The organism is Streptomyces sp. SudanB182_2057, from assembly GCF_964272715.1.
Classification (GTDB): domain Bacteria; phylum Actinomycetota; class Actinomycetes; order Streptomycetales; family Streptomycetaceae; genus Streptomyces; species Streptomyces rubradiris.
In genome coordinates this window covers 5575969-5598211 of sequence record NZ_OZ186798.1, presented here as the reverse complement: position 1 = coordinate 5598211, position 22243 = coordinate 5575969, and the positions used below count along the sequence as shown (strand labels likewise).

The 22243-nt window shown below is 71.9% G+C and carries 23 protein-coding genes; 13 read left to right on the top strand and 10 right to left on the bottom strand.

All coding sequences use genetic code 11. The features are described 5' to 3' along the window. The first annotated feature begins 23 nt into the window (after nt 1–23). On the top strand, nt 24–1244 hold the full coding sequence (locus tag ACSURM_RS24715; protein WP_436957942.1) for a VanZ family protein: 1221 nt from the start codon (nt 24–26) through the stop codon (nt 1242–1244). Here the strand turns inward: ACSURM_RS24715 and ACSURM_RS24710 are convergent. Then, nucleotides 1199–1708 (bottom strand): GNAT family N-acetyltransferase, encoded by a 510-nt coding sequence (locus ACSURM_RS24710; protein WP_436961177.1) that lies wholly within the window; start codon nt 1706–1708, stop codon nt 1199–1201. The genes ACSURM_RS24715 and ACSURM_RS24710 overlap by 46 nt on opposite strands. A gap of 192 nt (nt 1709–1900) precedes the next feature. Between ACSURM_RS24710 and ACSURM_RS24705 the strand changes: the two genes are divergently transcribed. After that, nucleotides 1901–3115 carry a helix-turn-helix domain-containing protein gene (locus ACSURM_RS24705; RefSeq protein WP_436957941.1) on the top strand — a complete coding sequence of 405 codons (1215 nt, stop codon included), beginning with the start codon at nt 1901–1903 and terminating at the stop codon, nt 3113–3115. 154 nt (nt 3116–3269) lie between these two features. Then, on the top strand, nt 3270–3566 hold the full coding sequence (locus ACSURM_RS24700) for a hypothetical protein (protein ID WP_436957940.1): 297 nt from the start codon (nt 3270–3272) through the stop codon (nt 3564–3566). 40 nt (nt 3567–3606) lie between these two features. Here the strand turns inward: ACSURM_RS24700 and ACSURM_RS24695 are convergent, their stop codons facing one another. Next, the gene (locus ACSURM_RS24695; protein ID WP_436957939.1) at nt 3607–4203 is read right to left on the bottom strand and encodes a TetR family transcriptional regulator; all 597 of its coding nucleotides are present in this window, start codon (nt 4201–4203) and stop codon (nt 3607–3609) included. A gap of 24 nt (nt 4204–4227) precedes the next feature. After that, nucleotides 4228–5238, bottom strand: coding sequence for an aldo/keto reductase (locus tag ACSURM_RS24690; RefSeq protein ID WP_436957938.1), 1011 nt, complete (start codon nt 5236–5238; stop codon nt 4228–4230). A gap of 168 nt (nt 5239–5406) precedes the next feature. Between ACSURM_RS24690 and ACSURM_RS24685 the strand changes: the two genes are divergently transcribed. Beyond that, nucleotides 5407–6459 (top strand): chitinase, encoded by a 1053-nt coding sequence (locus tag ACSURM_RS24685; protein WP_436957937.1) that lies wholly within the window; start codon nt 5407–5409, stop codon nt 6457–6459. A gap of 65 nt (nt 6460–6524) precedes the next feature. Here ACSURM_RS24685 and ACSURM_RS24680 read toward each other — a convergent pair whose 3' ends face one another. After that, nucleotides 6525–7907, bottom strand: coding sequence for a glycine--tRNA ligase (locus ACSURM_RS24680; RefSeq protein ID WP_436957936.1), 1383 nt, complete (start codon nt 7905–7907; stop codon nt 6525–6527). Nucleotides 7908–8067: 160 nt separating this feature from the next. Between ACSURM_RS24680 and ACSURM_RS24675 the strand changes: the two genes are divergently transcribed. The 4 genes from ACSURM_RS24675 to ACSURM_RS24660 all read left to right on the top strand — a co-directional run bounded on the left by ACSURM_RS24675 (nt 8068) and on the right by ACSURM_RS24660 (nt 11199). Next, the gene (locus ACSURM_RS24675; protein ID WP_436957935.1) at nt 8068–9033 is read left to right on the top strand and encodes a metal ABC transporter substrate-binding protein; all 966 of its coding nucleotides are present in this window, start codon (nt 8068–8070) and stop codon (nt 9031–9033) included. 17 nt (nt 9034–9050) lie between these two features. Further along, complete coding sequence (locus tag ACSURM_RS24670) at nt 9051–9824, top strand: metal ABC transporter ATP-binding protein (RefSeq protein ID WP_436957934.1); 774 nt, start codon at nt 9051–9053, stop codon at nt 9822–9824. After that, nucleotides 9824–10726, top strand: a complete 903-nt coding sequence (locus tag ACSURM_RS24665) for a metal ABC transporter permease (RefSeq protein ID WP_436957933.1) — start codon at nt 9824–9826, stop codon at nt 10724–10726. Before ACSURM_RS24670 ends, ACSURM_RS24665 begins: the two co-directional genes overlap by 1 nt. A gap of 62 nt (nt 10727–10788) precedes the next feature. Continuing rightward, complete coding sequence (locus ACSURM_RS24660) at nt 10789–11199, top strand: Fur family transcriptional regulator (RefSeq protein ID WP_030777170.1); 411 nt, start codon at nt 10789–10791, stop codon at nt 11197–11199. Nucleotides 11200–11301: 102 nt separating this feature from the next. On the opposite strand, the gene ACSURM_RS24655 is transcribed toward ACSURM_RS24660, so the two are convergent. From ACSURM_RS24655 to ACSURM_RS24640, 4 genes are read right to left on the bottom strand one after another with little or no spacing between them, the layout of a single operon-like run. Further along, the gene (locus ACSURM_RS24655) at nt 11302–12144 is read right to left on the bottom strand and encodes an isoprenyl transferase (protein WP_436957932.1); all 843 of its coding nucleotides are present in this window, start codon (nt 12142–12144) and stop codon (nt 11302–11304) included. Nucleotides 12145–12175: 31 nt separating this feature from the next. Continuing rightward, nucleotides 12176–12922, bottom strand: coding sequence for a DNA repair protein RecO (gene recO / locus ACSURM_RS24650; RefSeq protein WP_030604856.1), 747 nt, complete (start codon nt 12920–12922; stop codon nt 12176–12178). 29 nt (nt 12923–12951) lie between these two features. Then, nucleotides 12952–13167 carry a hypothetical protein gene (locus ACSURM_RS24645; RefSeq protein ID WP_030777175.1) on the bottom strand — a complete coding sequence of 72 codons (216 nt, stop codon included), beginning with the start codon at nt 13165–13167 and terminating at the stop codon, nt 12952–12954. After that, the gene (locus tag ACSURM_RS24640) at nt 13164–13364 is read right to left on the bottom strand and encodes a hypothetical protein (protein ID WP_189996891.1); all 201 of its coding nucleotides are present in this window, start codon (nt 13362–13364) and stop codon (nt 13164–13166) included. Before ACSURM_RS24640 ends, ACSURM_RS24645 begins: the two co-directional genes overlap by 4 nt. Nucleotides 13365–13702: 338 nt before the next feature. On the opposite strand from ACSURM_RS24640, the gene ACSURM_RS24635 reads away from it, so the two are divergent. The 5 genes from ACSURM_RS24635 to ACSURM_RS24615 are packed head-to-tail and all read left to right on the top strand — an operon-like array spanning nt 13703 to nt 20211. Next, a complete protein-coding gene (locus tag ACSURM_RS24635; RefSeq protein WP_436957931.1) occupies nt 13703–15325 on the top strand; it encodes an ABC transporter substrate-binding protein in 1623 nt (540 codons plus the stop codon). Nucleotides 15326–15329: 4 nt separating this feature from the next. Beyond that, on the top strand, nt 15330–16286 hold the full coding sequence (locus ACSURM_RS24630) for an ABC transporter permease (protein WP_436957930.1): 957 nt from the start codon (nt 15330–15332) through the stop codon (nt 16284–16286). Then, nucleotides 16286–18262: a dipeptide/oligopeptide/nickel ABC transporter permease/ATP-binding protein gene (locus tag ACSURM_RS24625; RefSeq protein ID WP_436957929.1), complete on the top strand. Its 1977-nt coding sequence runs from the start codon at nt 16286–16288 to the stop codon at nt 18260–18262. The genes ACSURM_RS24630 and ACSURM_RS24625 overlap by 1 nt, the downstream gene beginning before the upstream one ends. After that, nucleotides 18259–19263 (top strand): oligopeptide/dipeptide ABC transporter ATP-binding protein, encoded by a 1005-nt coding sequence (locus tag ACSURM_RS24620; RefSeq protein ID WP_436957928.1) that lies wholly within the window; start codon nt 18259–18261, stop codon nt 19261–19263. Before ACSURM_RS24625 ends, ACSURM_RS24620 begins: the two co-directional genes overlap by 4 nt. Beyond that, on the top strand, nt 19264–20211 hold the full coding sequence (locus tag ACSURM_RS24615; RefSeq protein WP_436957927.1) for a dihydrodipicolinate synthase family protein: 948 nt from the start codon (nt 19264–19266) through the stop codon (nt 20209–20211). A gap of 34 nt (nt 20212–20245) precedes the next feature. Here the strand turns inward: ACSURM_RS24615 and ACSURM_RS24610 are convergent, their stop codons facing one another. Together ACSURM_RS24610 and ACSURM_RS24605 are read right to left on the bottom strand one after the other, a co-directional pair. Then, nucleotides 20246–21445 carry a sialidase family protein gene (locus ACSURM_RS24610; protein ID WP_436957926.1) on the bottom strand — a complete coding sequence of 400 codons (1200 nt, stop codon included), beginning with the start codon at nt 21443–21445 and terminating at the stop codon, nt 20246–20248. A gap of 51 nt (nt 21446–21496) precedes the next feature. Further along, nucleotides 21497–22192: a TerB family tellurite resistance protein gene (locus ACSURM_RS24605; RefSeq protein ID WP_436957925.1), complete on the bottom strand. Its 696-nt coding sequence runs from the start codon at nt 22190–22192 to the stop codon at nt 21497–21499. Nucleotides 22193–22243 lie beyond the last annotated feature (51 nt).

The window sequence follows — 22243 nt, the reverse complement described above, 5'->3', positions numbered from 1 at the left end:
ACCTCGGAAGGACCGCCGCTCTCGTGATCGACGCGTCCGTTCAGGCGATCCCCGGGCTACTCGCCTGGTTCGTTGTGATCGCCCTCTGCTTGACGGTACCGACGGTTCTGATCGCGCGTGCGCGCCGGAAACCGATCACGGTGCGCGTACTCCTGGCCGTCTGTTCCGCCGGCATCCTCGCCGTGACATCGCTGCCCGCAGACGGAGGGCCCGTCGGCGACGGAGCGGTATGCGATCTGAGTTCGCCGTTTCCCCAGCTGGCCTCTTCCAGCGCGCTGCTGAACGTTGCTCTGTTCGTCCCGGCCTCCTTCTTCGCCGCTCTCGTCTTTCAGCGCCCCCTGACCACCCTCGTGGTCACGGCAGTGGGAAGCGGACTCATCGAACTCGTCCAAGCGGAGGGGGCCATGGGCCGCTCGTGCAGTGCGACGGACATCGTCGCCAACACGACCGGGTCATTGCTCGGAGTGGCGGCAGGAACCGCATGGTGCCGGCGTGCCGGGCGGGCCATGGGAAAAGCCGGGCGTGACGCGCTCTGGGGCGCGGCTCTCGCCGTCACGGGCTCTGCCGCCTTGATCGCCACCTTCCACTCCTCCGTCACTCCGTACATTCCCCTGACCGAGCGACCGGGATTCGCAGCTGCTCAGCGGGCCGCCGAGGGCGCGGACACATGGATCACCGAGGCCGCCGCGTATGTCTTCGGAAAGGGGACGCAGGTCGAGCAGACCATTGTCGCGAAACACAGTGGACTAGTGACGGCAAAAACCAATCGGGGCGAAATCACCGGATGGTGGCCTGAGAAGAAATTGAAAGAAGCCGCCTCCACGGACAACAGGGCCGAGCCCGGCCCCCTGAATCAGGCCCAGGCCGAAGAGGTTTCCACCCGTTTCGTCCGCCGATGGTTCCCTGCCGAGGTGCTCGGCGCCGAACGAACCGTCCATGTCAGCGGATCAGGTAAGAGCGCGGTATACATGTTCACATACCGTCGGTACCGCAGGGGACTGATGATGCCTATGCGGCTGAACGTCACAGTGACCTCGAATGGGCGCATCATGAACTTCACCGCCCGCGGGATGAAGGACCCCGAACTGCCCGAGAGCACCGCGATCGCGGCGTACGACGACGGCAAGGGCGAGGAGGAGGATTGGCGCACCGTGCCACACCATGTGGGACGGAAGGCCCGCCCTGCGGACGCGGGTGGTCAGCCGATCGTCAGTTGCCATCGGATCTCTCCGTCGTGCCACTGATCGGTGGGGGTGAGGCCGGCCGCGGTGGCGACGGCGGCGGATGCCTTGTGGTCCGGGTGGATGTGGGCGACGACCGTGTGCACCGGGTGATTCCGGAGCCAGGCGACGAGACCTCGGGCGGCTTCGGTGGCGATGCCGCGCCGCTGCCAGGGGGTGCCCACCACCCAGGCGATCTCCGCGGCGGCTCCGCGGTCGTCGGCGGTGACCGTCGCCTGGACATAGCCGGTCAGACAGGCAGCGTCGCGGAGCCGGACGACCCAGTTGCACCAGGCTTCGCCGGGGCGGGGCGAGCCGGCCACCAGGCGTTCGTAGCGGGCGCGCAGATCCTGGGCGGTGTCCGGCGTGCCGCCGGTGAAGGTGTGCAGACCGGGGTCGGACAGTACCGCGGCCATCTCCTCGGCGTGCTCGACCTGCAAGGGAAGCAAGGCCAGCCGGCCGGTATGGATGACCTCGGGCTCGATGATGACCACGCTGCCTCCTGGACGGGACGTCCGACGAGTATGCCCCGCCCGCAGCGGGCGCCGGCCCTGACCAGGGCGACGGGGCGGGCCGCGTTCACCGCGAGTGGGTGCGGCCCGACTCGCCGGGCAGCTCCGTACCGCTCCGGCGGCGGGTAGCTTCCCCAAGGGCCGCTCACCGGCGGTAGCTTGGTCGGCATGGTGAGTGAACACCTGGGTGACCGGATCGCCCGCTTGCGACGGCTCGCCGATCTCACGCAGGAGGCGCTGGCGGAACGCTCCGGGGTCTCCGTGGACCTGGTACGGAAGCTCGAACAGAAGCGCAAGCACAGCGCCCGGCTGCCGACCTTGCACGCGCTGTCCGGGGGCCTGGGAGTGGAGTTGACCGCGCTCCTGGGAGACCCTCCCGCGATACCGTCGACCGGCGAGCCCGACCCTCCGCAGTTGGTCGCTCTACGTCGCGCGATCATGCCGCCGCTGTTCCTCCCCCCTCAGGAACCGAAGGGGGCCGAGAAGTTGTCCCTTGCCCTCCTGTGGGGGGAGATCGCCGACGGCTGGACGCTGTACCACGACGCGGAGTTCGGGCGCCTCATGGAGCTACTGCCCGGCATGCTCGACGACGCCCGCTTCGCCGCCGCGGTGGGCACCCCCGACGAGCGGGCGGCCGGGGAAGCCGCCTTGGGCAAAACCCTCCAGTTGGCAGGGCACCTCGCCATCCGGCTCGGCAAGACCGATCTCGCGTTGAGCGCCCTGGAACGCGCCATGAACGCGGCCGGGAGGTCTTCGGACCCGCTGCTGGCCCGCATGATCAGCAACTCCGTCGCCTGGAACTACCAGCGGCAGAACCGGTTGGACGACGCCAAACACCTCGCCGTCCACGCGGCCGACGGCTTGGCACGCGAACGCGGCTGGAACGCCGAGGGCTTACGCGTCTGGGGCGGACTGATCATGTCGGCGGCCACGTCCGCCGCCCGCTCCGGCGACTACGACACCGCCAGCGACATGATGCGGACGGCCGAGGACGCCACCCGCCGCCTGACGACGCTCACGCCCCCGGCGGACGGCCGGATGCTCTCCGTCTTCAGCAGGTCGTCCGTACGCATCGAACGCGTCCGTCTCGCCGTCCAGCACGCACGTCCGGAGGAGGCGTTGAACCTCGCGAAGGGGATGCGGCTCGGCGCGGACATCCCTCCGTCGTGGCGTACCTGGCTGCTCCTGGACGTGGCCCGGGCCCATACGGACATCGGGGACGCCGAGGGCGCCGTGAAGACACTCGAGAAGCTACGGCGGACCGCCCCCACCTGGATGCGGCACCATACGCACGCCGTTGCCGTCGTGACCGACCTCTGGACCGCCTCGTACCGGCCACCAGGGCTGCGCAAGCTCGCCGAATTCCTGGGAGTCACGACTTAGCGTGAGGAAAGTGGGACGCTCCGTCCCTGTTGCCGATCGGCGCCTGGCGAGAGGGTCCTCCGGCAAGGACCCCCGCGACCGTGGCGACGGTCCCGGGGGCATGGCCACCAACTCCGTGGAGGTGCTGACAGTGCCCGAAGCCACAACCAGCCGTATGAACCGCCCCCGCCTGCTCCCGTGGTCCGAGAACGGCAGGCGTGTGTATCTGCGCGCCAGTGATCCCAAGGGGATCATCAGCCGGCTCGCCGACGAGATGGAGGAGGCCCAACTCGGCGCCGGGCGCGAGGTGCTGGGAGCGGCCCGGGTGCTGCTGGACGACCCGGACTCGTCCCGGCCGGAGTTGCGCTTCACGGCGACGAGGCTCACGGAATGCCTCTTCGACGCCCTCCGCGTCGCCGAGTCACGCGGCGAACGCCTGTCCGGCTACGAGGGCGAGGAGGAGGACCGGTGAACCACACAGTGTTCCACTCCGTCCCCCACGGGGATGGCCCCTACCCCGCCGCCCTCAACCCCCGTACCAGCAGCCCCACCACCGCATCGAACTCCTCCTCGATCCCCGGCGTCGTCCACTCGCGGGCGTAGCCCGGGTCGTGGAAGCGGCCCGTCGCGTGGAAGACGGCGCGGGCCGCCGTGGCCGGGTCGGGGGCGGTGAAGTCGCCCGACTCCGTGCCCGCCGCGATGATTTGGGTGAGCTGGCCGGTGAGGTCGGCGATGTGGTCGTGGACCACGCCCCCGAGTTCGTCGACGAGCACGGTGTACGTGGCGAACAGCTCGGGATCGTCGCCCGCCTTGTGCCGCTTGGCGTCGAAGAGGGCCGCGAGCCAGTCCCGCAGCCGCCGCTCCGGGGCCAGGTCCTCGGCGGCGGCGATGCCCGCGAGCCGCTCGGAGGTGCGGTCCAGCCAGCGCTTGGTCACCGCCTCGCGCAGCGCCGCCTTGGTGCGGAAGTGCCGGTAGACGCTGCCATGGCTGACGCCGAGCGCGCGGGCCACGTCGACCACGGTGGCCTTGGCCGGGCCGTGGCGGCGCAGCACCTCCTCGGTGGCTTCGAGGATGCGCTCGGCGGTCAGGGTCTCGCTGGTCGAAGGCATGCCTAGACGGTACCCGGCACGCCGTCAGCGTTCGCTGTCGAGCATCGCCATCTGCTCCGCCGCGTACCGGTCGCCGGCCGCCGCGTCCGCCGGCACCGCGGCCTCGATGGCGGCGAGGTCGGCCTCCTCCAGGGTCACGTCCAGCGCGCCCAGCGCCTCGTCGAGCCGCTGCCGGGTGCGGGCGCCGACCAGCGGCACGATGTCCTCGCCCCGGGAGAGCACCCAGGCGATGGCGATCTGCGCGACGGTGACACCCTTCCGCCCGGCGATCTCACGCAGGGACTCGACCAGGGTGAGGTTGTGCCGGAGGTTGTCGCCCTGGAAGCGGGGCGAGTGGGCGCGGAAGTCGTTCGCCGCGAAGGCCCGGTCGGCCGAGACATGGCCGGAGATCAGCCCGCGGGAGAGCACGCCGTACGCGGTGACGGCGATGCCCAGCTCGCGCAGGGTGGGCAGGATCTCCCGCTCGGGGCCCCGGGAGATGAGCGCGTACTCGATCTGGAGGTCCGCGATGGGGGCGGTCGCGGCGGCCCGGCGGATGGTGTCCGCGCCGACCTCGCTGAGCCCGATGTGCCGGACCCAGCCCTTGTCGACCAGTTCGGCGATGGCGCCGACGGTCTCCTCGATGGGCACGTCCGGGTCGAGCCGGGACGGGCGGTAGACGTCGATGTGGTCTACGCCGAGGCGCTGGAGGGAGTAGGCGGCGAAGTTCTTCACGGCGGCCGGGCGGCCGTCGAAGCCGTACCAGTCGCCGTCCGGGCCGCGCAGCGCGCCGAACTTCACGCTGACCCGCGCGTTCTCGCGCAGCGCGGCGGGGGCGGTGCGCAGCGCCTCGTTGATCAGCAGTTCGTTGTGGCCCATGCCGTAGAAGTCGCCGGTGTCGAGCAGCGTCACGCCGGCCTCCAGGGCCGCGTGGACGGTCGCGATCGACTCGGCGCGGTCCGCCTCGCCGTACATGCCGGACATGCCCATACAGCCGAGGCCGAGGGCGGAGACCTGGGGGCCGGTGGTGCCGAGGTTTCGGGTTCGCATCGTCATGCCACCACTGTGACATGACAGCTAACAGATTTCAATATCTGTCAGTCCAATATTTTTCACCAACGCCATGGTCCAGACCTCTTGACGAATGGTCTGGACCAGCGCACTGTCATGTCTGCGACACCCCATCGCGATCCCCACGACCCGAACCCCCCGCCGGGAGGCCCGATGCTCCGCCGCACCCTGCGCCTGCTCACCGCCGCCCTGACCGGCGCCGTCCTCGCCCCGCTCGCGATCGCCACCGCACCCGCCGCCTCCGCCGCCGACACCTGCGCGGTGAAGTCGAGGCCCACGGGCAAGGTGCTCCAGGGCTACTGGGAGAACTGGGACGGCTCCGCCAACGGCGTCCACCCGCCCTTCGGCTGGACCCCGATCACCGACTCCCGCATCCCCGCCCACGGCTACAACGTGATCAACGCGGCCTTCCCGGTGATCCGCTCCGACGGCACCGCGCTGTGGGAGGACGGCATGGACGCCGGTGTGAAGGTGTCCACGCCCGCCGAGATGTGCCAGGCCAAGGCGGCCGGCCAGACGATCCTGCTGTCCATCGGCGGCGCGGCGGCCGGCATCGACCTGTCGTCCCAGACCGTCGCCGACCGCTTCGTGGCGACGATCGTGCCGATCCTGAAGAAGTACAACTTCGACGGCATCGACATCGACATCGAGACGGGCCTGGTCGGCAGCGGCAACATCAACCAGCTGTCCCCGTCCCAGGCCAACCTGATCCGCATCATCGACGGGATCCTCGCCCAGATGCCGTCCAACTTCGGCCTGACGATGGCCCCGGAGACGGCGTACGTCACCGGCGGCAGCGTCACCTACGGCTCGATCTGGGGCGCGTACCTGCCGGTCATCAAGAAGTACGCGGACAACGGCCGGCTGTGGTGGCTGAACATGCAGTACTACAACGGCAGCATGTACGGCTGCTCGGGCGACTCCTACTCGGCGGGCACCGTGCAGGGCTTCACCGCGCAGACCGACTGCCTGAACAAGGGGCTGGTGGTGCAGGGCACGACGATCAAGGTGCCCTACGACAAGCAGGTCCCGGGGCTGCCCGCCCAGCCCGGCGCGGGCGGCGGCTACATGTCCCCGTCCCTGGTCGCCCAGGCCTGGCGGAACTACGGCTCCTCGCTCAAGGGTCTGATGACCTGGTCCGTCAACTGGGACGGCTCGAAGAACTGGACGTTCGGCGACAACGTCAAGGCCCTGCAGGGCCGTTGAGCGGGCGCGGACACACGAATGCCGGGCGGGCCGTCATCGGCCCGCCCGGCATCACGCGGTGGTGACTAGGCGCCCAGCAGACGCGAGGCCAGGTAGCCCTCGATCTGGTCCAGCGACACCCGCTCCTGCTTCATCGAGTCACGCTCGCGCACGGTGACGGCGTTGTCCTCGAGGGTGTCGAAGTCGACCGTCACGCAGTACGGCGTGCCGATCTCGTCCTGACGGCGGTAGCGGCGGCCGATGGCGCCGGCGTCGTCGAACTCGATGTTCCAGTGCTGGCGCAGCGCCTGGGCGAGGCCCTTGGCCTTCGGGGACAGCTCCGGGTTGCGGGACAGCGGGAGCACCGCGACCTTCACCGGGGCGAGGCGGTGGTCCAGGCGCAGCACGGTGCGCTTTTCCATCTTGCCCTTGGCGTTGGGCGCCTCGTCCTCGACGTAGGCGTCCAGGAGGAAGGCCAGCATGGTGCGGCCGACACCCGCCGCCGGCTCGATGACGTACGGCGTCCAGCGCTCGCCGGCCTCCTGGTCGAAGTAGGAGAGGTCCTGGCCGGAGGCCTTGGCGTGCGCGGAGAGGTCGTAGTCGGTGCGGTTGGCGACACCCTCCAGCTCGCCCCACTCGCTGCCGCCGAACCGGAAGCGGTACTCGATGTCGGCGGTGCGCTTGGAGTAGTGGGAGAGCTTCTCCTTGGGGTGCTCGTACCAGCGCATGTTCTCCTCACGGAGACCCAGGCCGGTGTACCAGTTCCAGCGCTGCTCCATCCAGTATTCCTGCCACTGCTCGTCCTCGCCCGGCTTGACGAAGAACTCCATCTCCATCTGCTCGAACTCGCGGGTGCGGAAGATGAAGTTGCCCGGCGTGATCTCGTTGCGGAACGACTTGCCCATCTGGGCGATGCCGAACGGCGGCTTGCGGCGCGAGGTGGTCTGCACCTGGGCGAAGTTGGTGAAGATGCCCTGGGCGGTCTCGGGGCGCAGGTAGGCGACGGAGCCGGAGTCCTGGGTCGGGCCGAGGTGGGTGGACAGCAGGCCGGAGAACTGCTTGGGCTCGGTGAACTGGCCCTTGTTGCCGCAGTTCGGGCAGTTGACGTCCGCGAGGCCGTTCGCCGGGGCGTGGCCCTTCTTCTCCTCGTACGCCTCCTCCAGGTGGTCGGCGCGGAACCGCTTGTGACACGAGGTGCACTCGGTCAGCGGGTCCGTGAAGGTGGCGACGTGGCCGGAGGCGACCCAGACCTCGGAAGCCAGGATCACGGACGAGTCGATACCGACGACGTCCTCGCGCGACGTCACCATGTAGCGCCACCACTGGCGCTTGATGTTCTCCTTGAGCTCGACACCCAGCGGTCCGTAGTCCCAGGCGGCACGCTGGCCGCCGTAGATCTCACTGCAGGGGAAAACGAAGCCACGGCGCTTGCTCAGGCTGACGATGGTGTCGATCTTGTCGGCGGCCACGGTGCTCTCTTCATTACGACGACGGGCGTTGAAGCGAGATGCTTCCAGCGAATGATTCAGGTTACCGGCGCAGGCTCCCCCACGACCAAATCGGCCCCTGTCCGGACCGTATGACGAGCGTTGTTGACAACGGTTTCCATATTTGTTGAAAATGAGTGTCATGAACGTACGACGACGCCTCATACCCACCGCCGCCATGGCCGCGGTCACCGCGCTCGGGACCGCCACCCTCGCCGGCTGCTCCGGCGACGCGGCGGGAGCGGGCAACACCGAGAAGTTCGACGTCGTCGCGTCGTTCTACCCGATGGCCTTCCTCGCCGAGCGGATCGGCGGGGACCACGTCCACGTCACCAGCCTCACCTCCCCCGGCCAGGAACCGCACGACCTGGAGCTGAGCACCCGGCAGATCGCCTCCCTGGAGGAGTCCGACGCGGTGCTGTACCTGAAGAACCTCCAGCCCTCCGTCGACGAGGCGGTGGCCCAGTCCCCGGTCGACACGAAGATCGACGCGGCCTCCCTGACCACGCTGGAGGAGCACGGCAACGAGGTCGGCGGCCACGCGGCCGAGCACGACCACGAGCACGAGCACGGCGGGGACGAGTCCGGCAAGGATCCGCACATCTGGCTCGACCCGGTGCGCTACGCCCAGGTCGCCGAGGGCGTCGGCAGGGCCTTCGAGAAGGCCGACCCCGACCACGCCGCCGACTACAAGAAGAACACCGCCGCCCTGGTGAAGCAGCTGAACGCGCTGAACACCGAGTTCGAGAACGGCCTCGCGCACACGAAGGGCAAGGTCTTCATCACCACCCACGCCGCCTTCGGCTACCTCGCCGAGCGCTACGGCCTCACCGAGGAGGCCATCAACGGCCTCGACCCCGAGTCGGAGCCGAGCGCCGCCCGGGTGAAGGACCTGGAGAAGATGGCCAAGGCAGACGGCGTCTCCACGGTCTTCTACGAGACCCTCGTCAGCGACAAGACCGCCAAGACCATCGCGAGCGACACGGGCCTGAAGACCGACGTCCTCGACCCGATCGAGGGCATCACGAAGCATTCCCGCGGCCAGGACTACTTCGCGGTCCAGCGGGCCAACCTGAAGGCGCTCCAGCAGGCCCTGGGCGCCAAGTGAGCGGCACGGGAGGCACCATGACCACCGGCGAACCCGTCATAGCCCTGCGCGGGGTGACCGCCGAGCTCGGCGCCCGGCCCGTGCTGCGCGGCGTCGACCTCACCGTCGGCCGCGGCGAGGTCGTCGCGCTGCTCGGCGCCAACGGCTCCGGCAAGTCCACCGCCGTCCGCGCGATCATCGGCCAGGTGCCGGTCAGCGGCGGCACGGTCGAACTGTTCGGCACCCCGCGCCGGTCCTTCCGCGACTGGGCGCGCGTGGGCTACGTACCGCAGCGCACGACGGCCGCGGGCGGCGTCCCGGCGACGGTCACCGAGATCGTCTCCTCGGGCCGGCTCGCCCGCACCCGCTTCGGGCCCTTCCGCAAGACCGACCGGGAGGCCGTCCGGCGCGCCCTGGAGCTGGTCGGCATGGCCGACCGCGCCAAGGACTCGGTGACCGCCCTGTCCGGCGGCCAGCACCAGCGGGTGCTGATCGCCCGCGCGCTGGTCTCCGAGCCGGAGCTGCTGATCATGGACGAGCCGATGGCCGGCGTCGACCTGGCCAGCCAGGAGGTCCTGGCCGCGACCCTGCGGCAGCAGGTCGGGGCCGGTACGACGGTCCTCCTCGTGCTGCACGAGCTGGGCCCGCTGGAGCCGCTGATCGACCGGGCGGTGGTCCTGCGCGACGGCTGCGTCCTGCACGACGGCCCGCCGCCGCGCGCGGTCGGCCAGCACGCCCTGCCCGGCCACGACCACGTACACCCGCACGCGCCGGCGGGCACCGAACCGATCCGCACGGGACTGCTGAGCTGATGGAATTCCTGAACTACGCCTTCATGCAGCGGGCGCTGCTGGCCGCCGTGCTGGTCGGCATCACCGCGCCCGCCGTCGGCATCTACCTGGTCCAGCGCCGCCAGGCCCTGATGGGCGACGGCATCGGACACGTGGCCATGACCGGCGTCGGCCTCGGCTTCCTGCTCTCCACCTCCCCGGTGTGGATGGCGACGGCCGTCTCCGTGCTCGGAGCGGTGCTGATGGAGCTGATCCGCTGGTACGGCCGCACGCGCGGCGACATCGCCCTGGCCATGCTGTTCTACGGCGGCATGGCCGGCGGCGTGATGCTGATCAACCTGGCGCCGGGCGGCTCCAACGCCAACCTGACCTCGTACCTGTTCGGCTCCCTGTCCACGGTCTCCCCGTCCGACGTGACCGCGATCTGCGTGCTCGCCGCCTTCGTGCTGCTGGTCACCCTGGGCCTGCGCCGCCAGCTCTTCGCGGTCAGCCAGGACGAGGAGTTCGCCCGGGTCACGGGCCTGCCGGTGCGCGCCCTGAACCTGCTGACGGCCGTCACCGCGGCCGTCACCGTGACCGTCGCCATGCGGGTGGTCGGGCTGCTGCTGGTGTCCGCGCTGATGGTCGTGCCCGTGGCGGCGGCCCAGCAGCTCACCCGCAGCTTCACCGTCACCTTCGTGATCGCCGTCGCCATCGGCGTGGCCGTGACCGTCAGCGGCACGGTCACCTCCTACTACCAGGACGTCCCGCCCGGCGCCACGATCGTCCTGCTGACCATCGCCGCCTTCCTCGCGCTGACCGCGCTCGCCACCCCGCTGGCCCGGCGGCGCGCCCGCGCGGCGGCCGCGGCCCGGCCCGCCCCGGACCCCGCCGAGTGCGCGATTCCCGCCGCTCGCGAGGCCGCGGACGAGATCGGCGTCTGACCGCCGATCGCCCGGGCTGGCACAATGGCCCGGGCAGAAGCGAGCCATCGAAGGAGGCAACGGTGACGACCGCTGGACCGCCCGTGAAGGGGCGCGCGACCCGCCAGCGTGCAGCCGTGGCAGCGGCCCTGGACGAGGTCGACGAGTTCCGCAGCGCCCAGGAGCTGCACGACATGCTCAAGCACAAGGGCGACTCCGTCGGGCTGACCACGGTCTACCGCACCCTCCAGTCCCTCGCCGAGGCCGGCGAGGTCGACGTCCTGCGCACCTCCGACGGCGAGTCCGTCTACCGCCGCTGCTCCAGCGGCGAACACCACCACCACCTGGTCTGCCGCGCCTGCGGCAAGGCCGTGGAGGTGGAGGGCCCGGCCGTCGAGAAGTGGGCGGAGGCCATCGCGGCGGAACACGGCTACGTCAACGTGGCCCACACGGTGGAGATCTTCGGCACGTGCGCGGAGTGTGCCGAGGGCTAGCCGCCACAAGAGAGAGCGGGGGCGTTGTCGGCCGCGGGCGCGTCGTGGCCGGTCGCGCGGTTCCCCGCGCCCCTCGCGGGGCGCGGGTGGTGAACCCGCTGGTCAGGAATCGCCCTTCATGGCCGCTTCCATCGCCAGCAGCTTCTCGTTCGGGACGGCGCCGCCGAAGCGGCGGTCCCGGGAGGCGAACTCCATACAGGCCCGCCACAGGTCGCGGCGGTCGAAGTCGGGCCACAGCACGTCCTGGAACACCATCTCGGCGTACGCGCTCTGCCACAGCAGGTAGTTGGAGGTGCGCTGCTCACCGCTCGGCCGCAGGAACAGGTCGACGTCCGGCATGTCCGGGTAGTACAGGTACTTCTGGACGGTCTTCTCGGTCACCTTCGACGGATCGAGCCGGCCCGCCCGCACGTCCTCGGCGATGGCCTGCGCCGCGTCGGCGATCTCGGCCCGGCCGCCGTAGTTCATGCAGAAGTACAGGGTGAGCAGGTCGTTGCCCTTGGTCTGCTCCTGGGCGACCTCCAGCTCCTTCGCCACCGACTTCCACAGTTTGGGCATGCGGCCCACCCAGCGCACCCGGATGCCGAGCGCGTCGAGCTCGTCACGGGTCTTGCGGATGAAGTCCCGGTTGAAGTTCATCAGGAAGCGGACCTCGTCGGGCGAGCGCTTCCAGTTCTCGGTGGAGAAGGCGTACAGGGAGATGTTGCGCACGCCGATCTCGATCGAGCCCTGGAGCACGTCCAGCACCCGCTCTGCGCCGACCTTGTGCCCCTCCGTGCGCGGCAGCCCGCGCTCCTTGGCCCACCGTCCGTTGCCGTCCATCACGATCGCGACGTGGTTCGGCACCAGCTCACCGGGGAGCTTGGGCGCGCGGGCACCGGACGGATGCGGCTCCGGCGCCTTGTACTCGCGCCGCTGGCGCCCCAGGATCCCGCGTACGACCATGTGCTTCTCGTCTCCTCGACCCGTGCCGTGCTTACTTCTCTACGTAGCGCAGGGAGCGCAGTCCGCGCTCCAGGTGCCAGTGCAGGTAGGCGGACACCAGCCCGCTGCCCTCGCGGACGTATCTCGGCTCGCACGCGTCCGCCGTCTCCCAGTCTCCCGTAAGCAGCGCCCCCAGCAGTACCAGGGTCTGCGGCGACGGCACGACGCTGCCGGGCACCCGGCAGTCGGCGCACACCGAGCCGCCGGAGGCCACGGAGAAGAACCGGTTCGGTCCCGGCATCCCGCACTTGGCGCAGTCGCCGAAGCTGGGCGCGTAGCCGTTGACGGCCAAAGACCGCAGCAGGAAGGCGTCGAGGACGAGATGCGGCGCGTGCTCGCCCCGGGCGAGCGTCCGCAGCGCCCCGACGAGCAGCAGGTACTGCTGTACCGCCGGCTCGCCCTCGTGATCGGTGAAGCGTTCGGCGGTCTCCAGCATGGCCGTCCCGGCGGTGTACCGGGCGTAGTCCGTGACGATCCCGCCGCCGTACGGAGCGATGGTCTCGCTCTGCGTGCACAGCGGCAGGCCGCGCCCGACCAGCTCACTCCCACGGGCGAAGAACTGCACGTCCACATGGGAGAAGGGCTCCAGCCGGGCCCCGAACTTCGACTTCGTCCGCCGCACCCCGCGGGCCACGGCCCGCACCCGTCCGTGCCCGCGCGTGAGCAGGGTGATGATCCGGTCCGCCTCGCCCAGCTTCTGGGTGCGCAGCACGATGCCGTCGTCGCGGAACAGACTCATGGGCCCATTCTCGCCCATGGGCAAGAGCGCTAGAGCACCTCGCCGCGGCTGCGGGCGTTGGCGTACGCGGTGGCCGCGCTGAGCCGCTCGGCCGGGGTGGCGCAGCGCAGCGCCCCCGGCTCGGCGTCCCACTCGCGCCCGCCGCCGTAGGGTCTCACCTGCACATACGGCCCCTCGTGCCCCATGACGACGCCGACCTTCCCGGTGCGGGTGTCCACCACATGACTGCCGACGACGGGTTTCACCGGGCCTCCCCCGCCAGTGCCGCCGCCAGCCGGCGCGCGGTCTGGACCGAACACCGCCCCAGGTCCACCAGCGGGCAGGGCACCTCCCGCACGACACTCACCGGATCGAGCCCCAGCGACGGGAGAACGACCCCGGCCTTCTCGAGAGCCGACCGCAATTCCCTCAACGCCTCCTCCGCCTCTTCGATGCCGCTCACTCTGCTCCCCTTCCATGTCCGAGTTTACGCTTTGTACATCAAGCGTGACGCTGCGCTTCTCCGCTCGGAAGGCGTTGCCGCCCCGGGTCGGCCGTGGCCGGCGGTCCGCGACAGGCGGTACGGGAGCGCTCGGGGGCGGAACGCGAACGCGCCGGACGGGGGCGGGATTCACCCGGGTGGAGCTGGGACGGGCGGGTTCGTTCGCGTGCGCTGTCTTGACCGCCCCCACGGCCCCTCCTATCGTCGCGCTACCGAGCGGACGTAGGACGTAGGACGTCGTATCTCACTCCTCCCACCACCCCCACCCCTCATCGGCTCACCGACCTGCTGGAGGACCCGTGCGCGACGACGTGATCCCCGACGTACCGGCACCGCGCCGCCGGTCGTTGCTGCTGGGGGCCGGGGTGCTGGGCGCGGGGGCGGCGCTGGCGGGGTGTTCCGCCGGGCCGGAGTCGACCAACGACCCCGGCGGCGGGGGCGGCGGCCGGGACCGGACGCTGACCGCCGTCATCGGCTACGGCAACGACGGCAGCTGGGACCCGACGCAGACCGCCTCCGCGTTCGCGATGGCCGCCAACAATCACATCTACGAGGGACTTCTCGACACCGACCCGATCACCCGGGCGCCGTACCCCGCCCTCGCCACCGCGCTCCCCGCCGACCCGAACGCCACCACCTGGCGGTTCACGCTCCGCGACGGCGCCACCTTCCACGACGGCAAGCCCGTCACCGCCGAGGACGTCGAGTTCGTCTTCGACCGGATCCTCGACCCGAAGACCCAGACCCTCGCCAAGGGCTTCTTCGCCTCCTGGCTGGAGTCGGTCCGCGCGGCCGGCCCCCGGACCGTCGAGCTGCGGCTCAAGTTCCCGTTCCCGGACGGGCTCGCCCGGCTCACCCTCGCCAAGATCATGCCCGCGCACGTCTACTCCCGGCCCGGAGCCTGGGACGACGCCGTCAAGGGACTGGCCGTGGGCTCGGGGCCGTACCGGCAGACCGCGCACCACCCGAAGTCGAACACCACCTTCGAGGCGTTCGCCGCGTACAACGGCCCGCGCAGGCCCGTCTTCCGGAAGATGAACTGGCTGACCATCGTGGACGCCTCCTCCCGCGTCGCGCGGATCTCCGGCACCGACGCCGGCGCGCAGATCGCCGACAACATCCCGTACGCCAACATCCCCCGCCTGGAGCAGGGCGGGCTGAAGGTGGCGGGCGGGGCCGGGATGAACAACCTGTTCCTGATGTTCAACACCCGGCACAAGCCGTTCGACGACGTGCGGGTGCGCCAGGCCCTGCACTACGCCATCGACAGCGAGAAGATGGTGCGGGTCGCCCTGAAGGGGCACGGCAGGCCCGCGTCCTCGTTCCTCAACGAGGGCAACCCGAGCCACCGGCGGGCCCGGACCGTCTACGACTACGACCCCGGCAAGGCGAAGGCGCTGCTGGAGGCCGCCGGGGTGACCGACCTGAAGGTCGAGATCATGGCCGTCAACGTCAGCTGGATCGTGGACTGCCTGCCGACCGTCAAGTCCTGCTGGGACGCCGTGGGCGTGCGCACCACCCTGGCGCCGCAGGAGACCACGGCCGTGTTCACCAAGATGGACCAGCGGCGCGACTACCAGGTGGTGGCCGCCGCCTCCAACCCCAACCAGTTCGGGCTCGACGCCGACCTGATCCTGCGCTACAACCACGGCCCCGACAACCTGTGGATGCGCTACACGCGGTGGGCGGACGCCCCGGTCGCCAGGCGGCTCTTCACCGACATGGACCGGGCGACCCGGGAGCCGGACCCCGCGAGGAAGAAGGCGATGATCCAGGACTGCCTCGACGTGGTCGCCGAACAGGCCGTGCTGTACCCGGTCGTCCACAACGAGCTGATGACCGCGTGGGACCCGCGCGAGCTCACCGGGATAAGGCCCCAGCCCTACCCCGGCGTCAACCTCCTCCAGGCCCGCTGGAGCTGACGGCATGACCACGGTCGTACGCATCCTGCTGCGCCGCGTCGCCCTGCTGGTGCCGCTGCTGCTGGGCATCGTGCTGTTCGTGTTCCTGGTGATGCGGTTCTCCGACGCCGACCCGGCCTCCGCGTTCTTCCAGGGCGCCAACCCCACCCCCGAGCAGCTGCACGACTTCCGGGAGCGCAACGGGCTGCTGGACCCGCTGCCCGTGCGCTACGTCCACTTCGTCGGCGACGTCCTCCACGGCGACCTCGGCACCAGCGCCCTCACCCGCGCCCCGGTGCTCGACCAGGTCACCACCGCGCTGCCGCTCACCCTCCAGCTGACCTTCCTCGGGCTCGCCCTCGCCGTCGTCCTGGCGCTGGCGGGCGGGGTGACGGCGGCGGTGTACCGGGACCGGCTGCCGGACCAGGTCATCCGGGTGGTGTCGCTGGTCGGGGTGGCCGCGCCCGGCTTCTGGCTGGCGCTGCTGATGATCCAGTACCTCGCCGTGGACCGGGGCTGGTTCCCCACCGGCGGCTACATCAACCCGGGCGACTCGGTCACCGGCTGGCTGCGGACCATGGCGCTGCCCGCCGTCGCCCTGTCGCTGCCGGTCGCCGCCCAGCTCACCCGGATCGTGCGGACCTCGGTGGTGGAGGAGCTGGACAAGGACTACGTGCGCACGGCGATCGGCGGCGGGCTGCCGCCGCGCGTGGTGGTCGGCCGGAACGTGCTGCGCAACGCGCTGGTCAACCCGCTCACCGTGCTCGGACTGCGGGTCGGCTATCTGCTCGGCGGCGCCGTCGTCATCGAGACGATCTTCTCGCTGCCCGGCATGGGCAAGCTCATGATCGACGCGGTGCAGAACGGCGACCCGGCGGTGGTGCAGGGCGTGGTGCTGACCACCGCGACCGGGTTCGTCGTCGTCAACCTCGTCATCGACATCCTGTATCTGCTGGCCAACCCACGACTGAGGGCGGGCTGATGGTCACGCGCGCGAGGCTCACCGAGCGGCTGTCCCGGCCCGGCGTCCGGCTGCGCGGCTGGCGCCGGCTGCCGTTGCCGTCGAAGGCCGCCGTCTGCTTCCTGGCCGTGGTCGTCCTGGTCGCCCTCCTCGCCCCGGTGCTGGCGCCGGACGACCCGCTCGACATGCGGGACCCGGCCGGCGGGACGGGGGCGCCGTCCGCCGCGCACTGGATGGGCCAGGACAGCCTGGGCCGGGACATCCTCAGCCGGCTGATGCACGGCGCCCGCTGGTCGCTGGCCATCGGGCTGGGCGCGACCGCGCTGGCGCTGGTGGCCGGGGCCGTGCTCGGGGCCGTCGCCGCCACCTCCAGCAAGGCCGTGGACGAGACGCTGATGCGCTGCCTGGACGTGGTGATGGCGTTCCCCGGCATCGCGCTGGCCGCCGTGCTCGTGGCCGTGTTCGGCGGCGGGATCGGCGTGCTGATCTGCGCCATCGCGTTCCTGTTCACCCCGCCGGTGGCCCGGGTGGTCCGGGCGAACGTGCTGGACCAGTACGGCGAGGACTACGTCACCGCCGAGCGGGTCATCGGCGCCCGCACCCCGCACATCGTGCTGCGCCACGTGGCCGTCAACTGCGCCGCCCCGGTGCTGGTGTTCTGCACGGTCCAGGTCGCCGAGGCCATCGTCTTCGAGGCGTCCCTGTCCTTCATCGGCGCGGGCGTCAGGCCCCCGGACCCGTCCTGGGGCAGCGTCATCGCCGACGGCAAGAACATGGTGCTGACCGGCGGCTGGTGGGCGACCGTCTTCCCGGGGCTGCTGATCCTGGTCACCGTGCTGTCGCTGAACATCCTCTCCGAGGGCCTGTCGGACGCGTGGGCCGCGCCCGCCCCCAGGGAGGTGCGCACACCCGCGGACCGGCTCCAGACGCCGGAACCCGCCACCGGTGAGGTGCTGCCGCTGCCCGGCCTCGCCGAGGCCGCCCGGCGGCTGCGCTCCCGGGCCCGGCCGCTGCCCGGCCGGAGCGGGCAGCCGGTGCTCGCCGTGGAGAACCTCACCATCGGCTTCCCGGACCGGCACCGGGGCGTGGACATCGTGGCCGGGGTCGGCTTCGAGGTGTACCCCGGCGAGGTGCTGGGCCTGGTGGGCGAGTCGGGCTGCGGCAAGTCGCTGACCGCGCTCACCGTGATGGGACTCCAGCCGAAGGGCGCCCGGGTCGGCGGGCAGGTGCGGTTCCGGCAGCGGGACCTGCTGACCGAGCCGGCGCGGGCCCGGCGCCGGCTGCTCGGCCACGAGATGGCGATGGTCTACCAGGACGCCCTGTCCTCGCTGAACCCGGCCATGACCGTCCGCGCCCAGCTCCGGCAGCTCGTCCGGCGCGGCGGCCGGCGCGGCCCCGCGGAGCTGCTGTCGCTGGTCGGGCTGGACCCGGAACGCACCCTGCGCAGCTATCCGCACGAGCTGTCCGGCGGGCAGCGCCAGCGCGTGCTCATCGCCATGGCCCTGTCCCGCGAGCCGCGGCTGATCGTCGCCGACGAGCCGACCACCGCCCTGGACGTCACCGTGCAGGCCCAGGTCATGGAGCTGCTGCTGCGGCTGCGCGAGGAGCTGGGCTTCGCGCTGGTCCTGGTCTCGCACGACCTGGCGCTGATCGCGGACGTCACCGACCGGGTGGCGGTGATGTACGGCGGGCAGATCGTGGAGACCGGGGTGACCGCCGACCTGGTGGCGGCGCCGGCCCACCACTACACGCGGGGCCTGCTCGGCAGCGTGCTGTCGCTGGAGTCCGCCGAGGAGCGGATGACGCAGATCAGGGGCGTCGTGCCGTCCCCGGCCCACTTCCCGGCGGGCTGCCGCTTCGCCGACCGCTGCCCGCTGGCCACCGAGGTGTGCCACACCACCGCCCCGGTCCTGACCGGCACCGCCGCGCACACGGCCGCCTGCCACCACCCGGCGGTGGAGCCGACGTCCACGGAGAGCGAGGAGGCACTGCAATGACCGCCGTGGTGGAGGTACGGGACGCGCACGTGGTGCACCGGGCGCGCGGCGGCGGGCTCTTGCGGCGGGAGAGGGTGTACGCCCTGACCGGCGCCGACCTGACCGTGGCGGCCGGGGAGACGGTGGGCGTGGTCGGCGAGTCGGGGTGCGGGAAGTCGACGCTGGCGCAGGTGCTGGTGGGCATCCAGCGGCCGGTGACGGGGACCGTGGCGTTCCGCGGCCGGGACCTGTGGGCCATGCCGGCCGCCGAGCGCCGGGCGACCGTGGGGGCGGGCACCGGACTGGTCTTCCAGGACCCGTCGACCGCGCTGAACCGCCGGCTGACCGTCCGCCGCATCCTGCGCGACCCCCTCGACGTGCACCGGCGCGGCACCCGGGCCGCACGCGAGGAGCGGGTACGGGAGCTGATGGCGCTGGTGGGGCTGCCCGGGGCGCTCGCCGACGCCCTGCCCGGGCAGTTGTCGGGCGGGCAGCGGCAGCGGGTGGCCATCGCCCGCGCGCTCGCCCTGGACCCGGCGCTGGTGGTCGCCGACGAGCCGACCAGCGCCCTGGACGTCTCGGTCCGCGCGCAGATCCTGAACCTGCTGCTGGACCTGAAGGAACGCCTCGGCCTCGCCCTGGTGTTCGTCTCGCACGACATCCAGACGGTACGGCGGATGAGCGACCGGGTGATCACGATGTACCTGGGGCGGATCGTGGAGGAGACCCCGGCCGGCCGGGTCACCGACGCGGCCCGGCACCCGTACACCCGGGCCCTGTTCTCGGCCACGCCGGGCCTGCTGGACCCCATCGACCCGATCCCGCTGACCGGGCCGGTGCCCTCGGCGACCCGCCCGCCGAGCGGCTGCCCGTTCCGCACCCGGTGCTGGAAGGCCGACGAGCTGTGCGCCCGGGTGATGCCGGACTTCTCGGCCGCGTCACACCCCGCTCACCGCTACCGGTGTCACCATCCTGTGGAGGAGGACACGTCGACCAGAGACCTAGCGCGCCAGGAGCCCTGAATGACCCTTCCCACCCCGCTCACCGGTGTCGTCCCGCCCGTCTGCACGCCCCTGACACCGGAACGCGAGGTGGACGTGCCGTCCCTGCTGCGCCTGGTGGACTTCCTGGTGGAGGCGGGGGTGCACGGGCTGTTCCTGCTGGGCTCGACCTCGGAGGCGGCGTTCCTGACGGACGCGCAGCGCCGGCGCGTGGTGGCGGCCGTGACCGCGCACGTGGGCGGGCAGCTGCCGGTCATCGCCGGCGCGATCGACATGACCACCCCGCGCGTCCTGGAGCATGTCGCCGCGGTCACCTCGGCGGGCGCGCGGGCCGTCGTCGTCACCGCCCCGTTCTACGCCCGCACCCACCCCGCGGAGATCGTCCGCCACTACCGCCGGATCGCCGCCGCCAGCCCGGTCCCGGTGATCGCCTACGACATCCCCGTGGCCGTGCACACCAAGCTGCCCGCGGACCTGGTGCTGGGGCTCGCCGGGGACGGCGTGCTGGCCGGGGTCAAGGACTCCAGCGGGGACCTGGCGGCCTTCCGGGAGCTGGTCACGGGCTCCCGCGCGCACCCGGGGTTCGGGGTGCTGACCGGCTCGGAGCAGATCACCGACGCGGCGCTGGAGCTGGGCGCGGACGGGGCGGTGCCGGGCCTGGCCAACGTCGACCCGCACGGGTACGTCCGGCTGTACCGGCACTGCCGGGCGGCGGACCAGGAGGGCGCGCGGGCCGAGCAGGAGCGGCTGTGCGCCCTGTTCGGGATGGTCGGCGTGGGCGATCCGGCGCGGATGGGCGGCAGTTCGGCGGCGCTGGGCGCGTTCAAGGCGGCCCTGCACCTGCGCGGCGTCATCGACTGCCCGGTGACCGCCGAGCCGCAGGTCCCGCTGTCCGGCGAGGAGGTCGAGCGGGTCGGCAAGTTCCTCGCGGCGGCGGGCCTGCTGGGGCGGGACGCGCACGGACGCTGACGCGCACGGGACGGCGGCCCGTCCTGGGCCGCTGTCAGGGCAGCGGGACGCGGCGGAACTCCAGGGTCTCGTAGGGGCTGTCGGTGCCGGTCTCGTAGAGGACGCCGATGTGGCGGGGGCCGAGCTGGACCAGGTCGGAGTAGGCGGACCGGCGGTCGGTGAGGGTGAGCAGCGGGGTGAAGGTGCGGCCGGCGTCCGCGCCGGCCCACAGGGCGAGGGCGCGGCGGGCGGTGGGCACGGAGGGCGCGGAGAACAGCAGGGGGGCGCCCGGGGTGTCGGGTTGCAGGACGCTGCCCTGGACCACGGGGACGGCGTTCAGGGCGGGCTGGACGGCGTAGGGGCGGTCCAGGGTCTGGCCGCCGTCGCTGGAGTAGCCGTCGAGCCGGTTGCCGGGCGCGGTGCCGTTCTGGTCGCGGGCGGCGAGGTAGACGCGGCCGTCGGGGAGCTGGGCGGCGCTGGTCTCGTTGGCGTTGGTCACGCCGTCGTAGTCAGCGTCCACGAAGCCGAGGTGCCAGCTGTGGCCGACGTCGTCGCTGTAGAGGGCGTGGCCGCCGTAGTACTTGGCCTCCTGGCCGGTGTCGGGGGAGCCGGCGGGCGGGGCCGCGGAGTGGTTGGCGGGGATCAGCAGACGGCCGGCGTGGGGGCCCCGGGTGAGGGCGAGGGCGTGGCCGGGGCCGGTGGCGTACCAGCGCCAGTCCGGCCGCTTCACCGTGCCGGTGATCTCCCGGGAGGCGGTGAAGTTCCGGCCGTCGTCGGCGCTGCGCTGGACGTAGACCCGGCGGCCCTGTTCGGGGGCGACTTCGCCGCGCATGATCCGCGCCTCGGTCGCGCTGCCGCTGTTGCCGCAGGTCACCAGGACGATGGTGCCGGTGCGCGGGTCGACGACGGGCGCCGGGTTGCCCCGGGTGTCGCCGTGGCCGGCGGCGACCACGGTCAGCGGGCCCCAGGTGCAGCCGCCGTCGGCGGAGCGGCGCAGCACGACGTCGATGTCCCCGCTGTCCTGGGGGCCGTCGCGGCGGCCCTCGGCGAAGGCGAGGAGGGTGCCGGACCGGGTCCGCACCACGGCGGGGATGCGGTAGACGGCGTAGCCGCCCTGTCCGGAGGCGTACGGCACGGAGGAGTCGCAGGTGCCGGGCGCCGCGTGCGCGGGGTGCCGGGTGGTGAGCGCGGTGAGGGCGCCGAGTGCGGTGAGGAGGGCGAGGACGGTCGCGTGGGTGCGGCTGCGCGGGGTCACGCCCTGATTGGTGCCCGCGACAGGGGCTTCGTTCTTACTCCGCCGGGGTGATCAGGAGGGGGTGCGGGCGGCGGCCAGCAGCCGGGTGACGTCCTCGGCGCGGATGGTGAGGGCCGCGCCGACGGTGGCGAGGGCGTCGCGTTCGGCGGGGGTGTAGGGGCCGTCGGCGAGGGCGATGCGGGCGCCCTGGAGGAGCAGGGCCTCGCGGCCGGCCGGGGCGAGGTGCGGGGCGAGCGGGTCCAGGGCCTCGTGCAGCTCTATGGTCAGCCCGGCGCCGGAGGGCTGCTCGAAGTACCGGCCGGTGTCGGCGGCGAGGGCGTCGACCAGCGCGGCGAGCTGTTCCTCGGTGCAGTCGGCGAAGCCGGCCGCGCGGACCGTGGCGGCGGCCGTCTCCAGGGCCGTACGGGAGGAGGTGCCGCCCGCGGCGAGGACCGCGAGGGCGACGGTGTGCACGGCGTCGCGGAGCATCGCGGAGAAGCGGCGGGTGGTGGGGTGGCCCAGGACGTCGGTGCCGAAGTGGTCCCGGCAGGCGGCGCACTCCACCACCGGCCCGGTCTCGCCGCGCGGCAGCAGGGGCACGCCGAGCAGGGTGAGCCTGCGGCGGCCGGTGAGCCGCTGGTAGTTGCGGTCGCCGCCGCAGCCGGGACAGAAGAACTCTCCGTCGCCGACGGGCGTCCACGCGGTGCGGGTGCCCAGGATGCGCAGGGCCCCGGTGGCACGGCCGTCTCGTCCCCGTACTGGCAGCACGTCGCACCTCCGTAACGGCGCGGCAACATCGCCGCGCTGGCGTGATGTTAG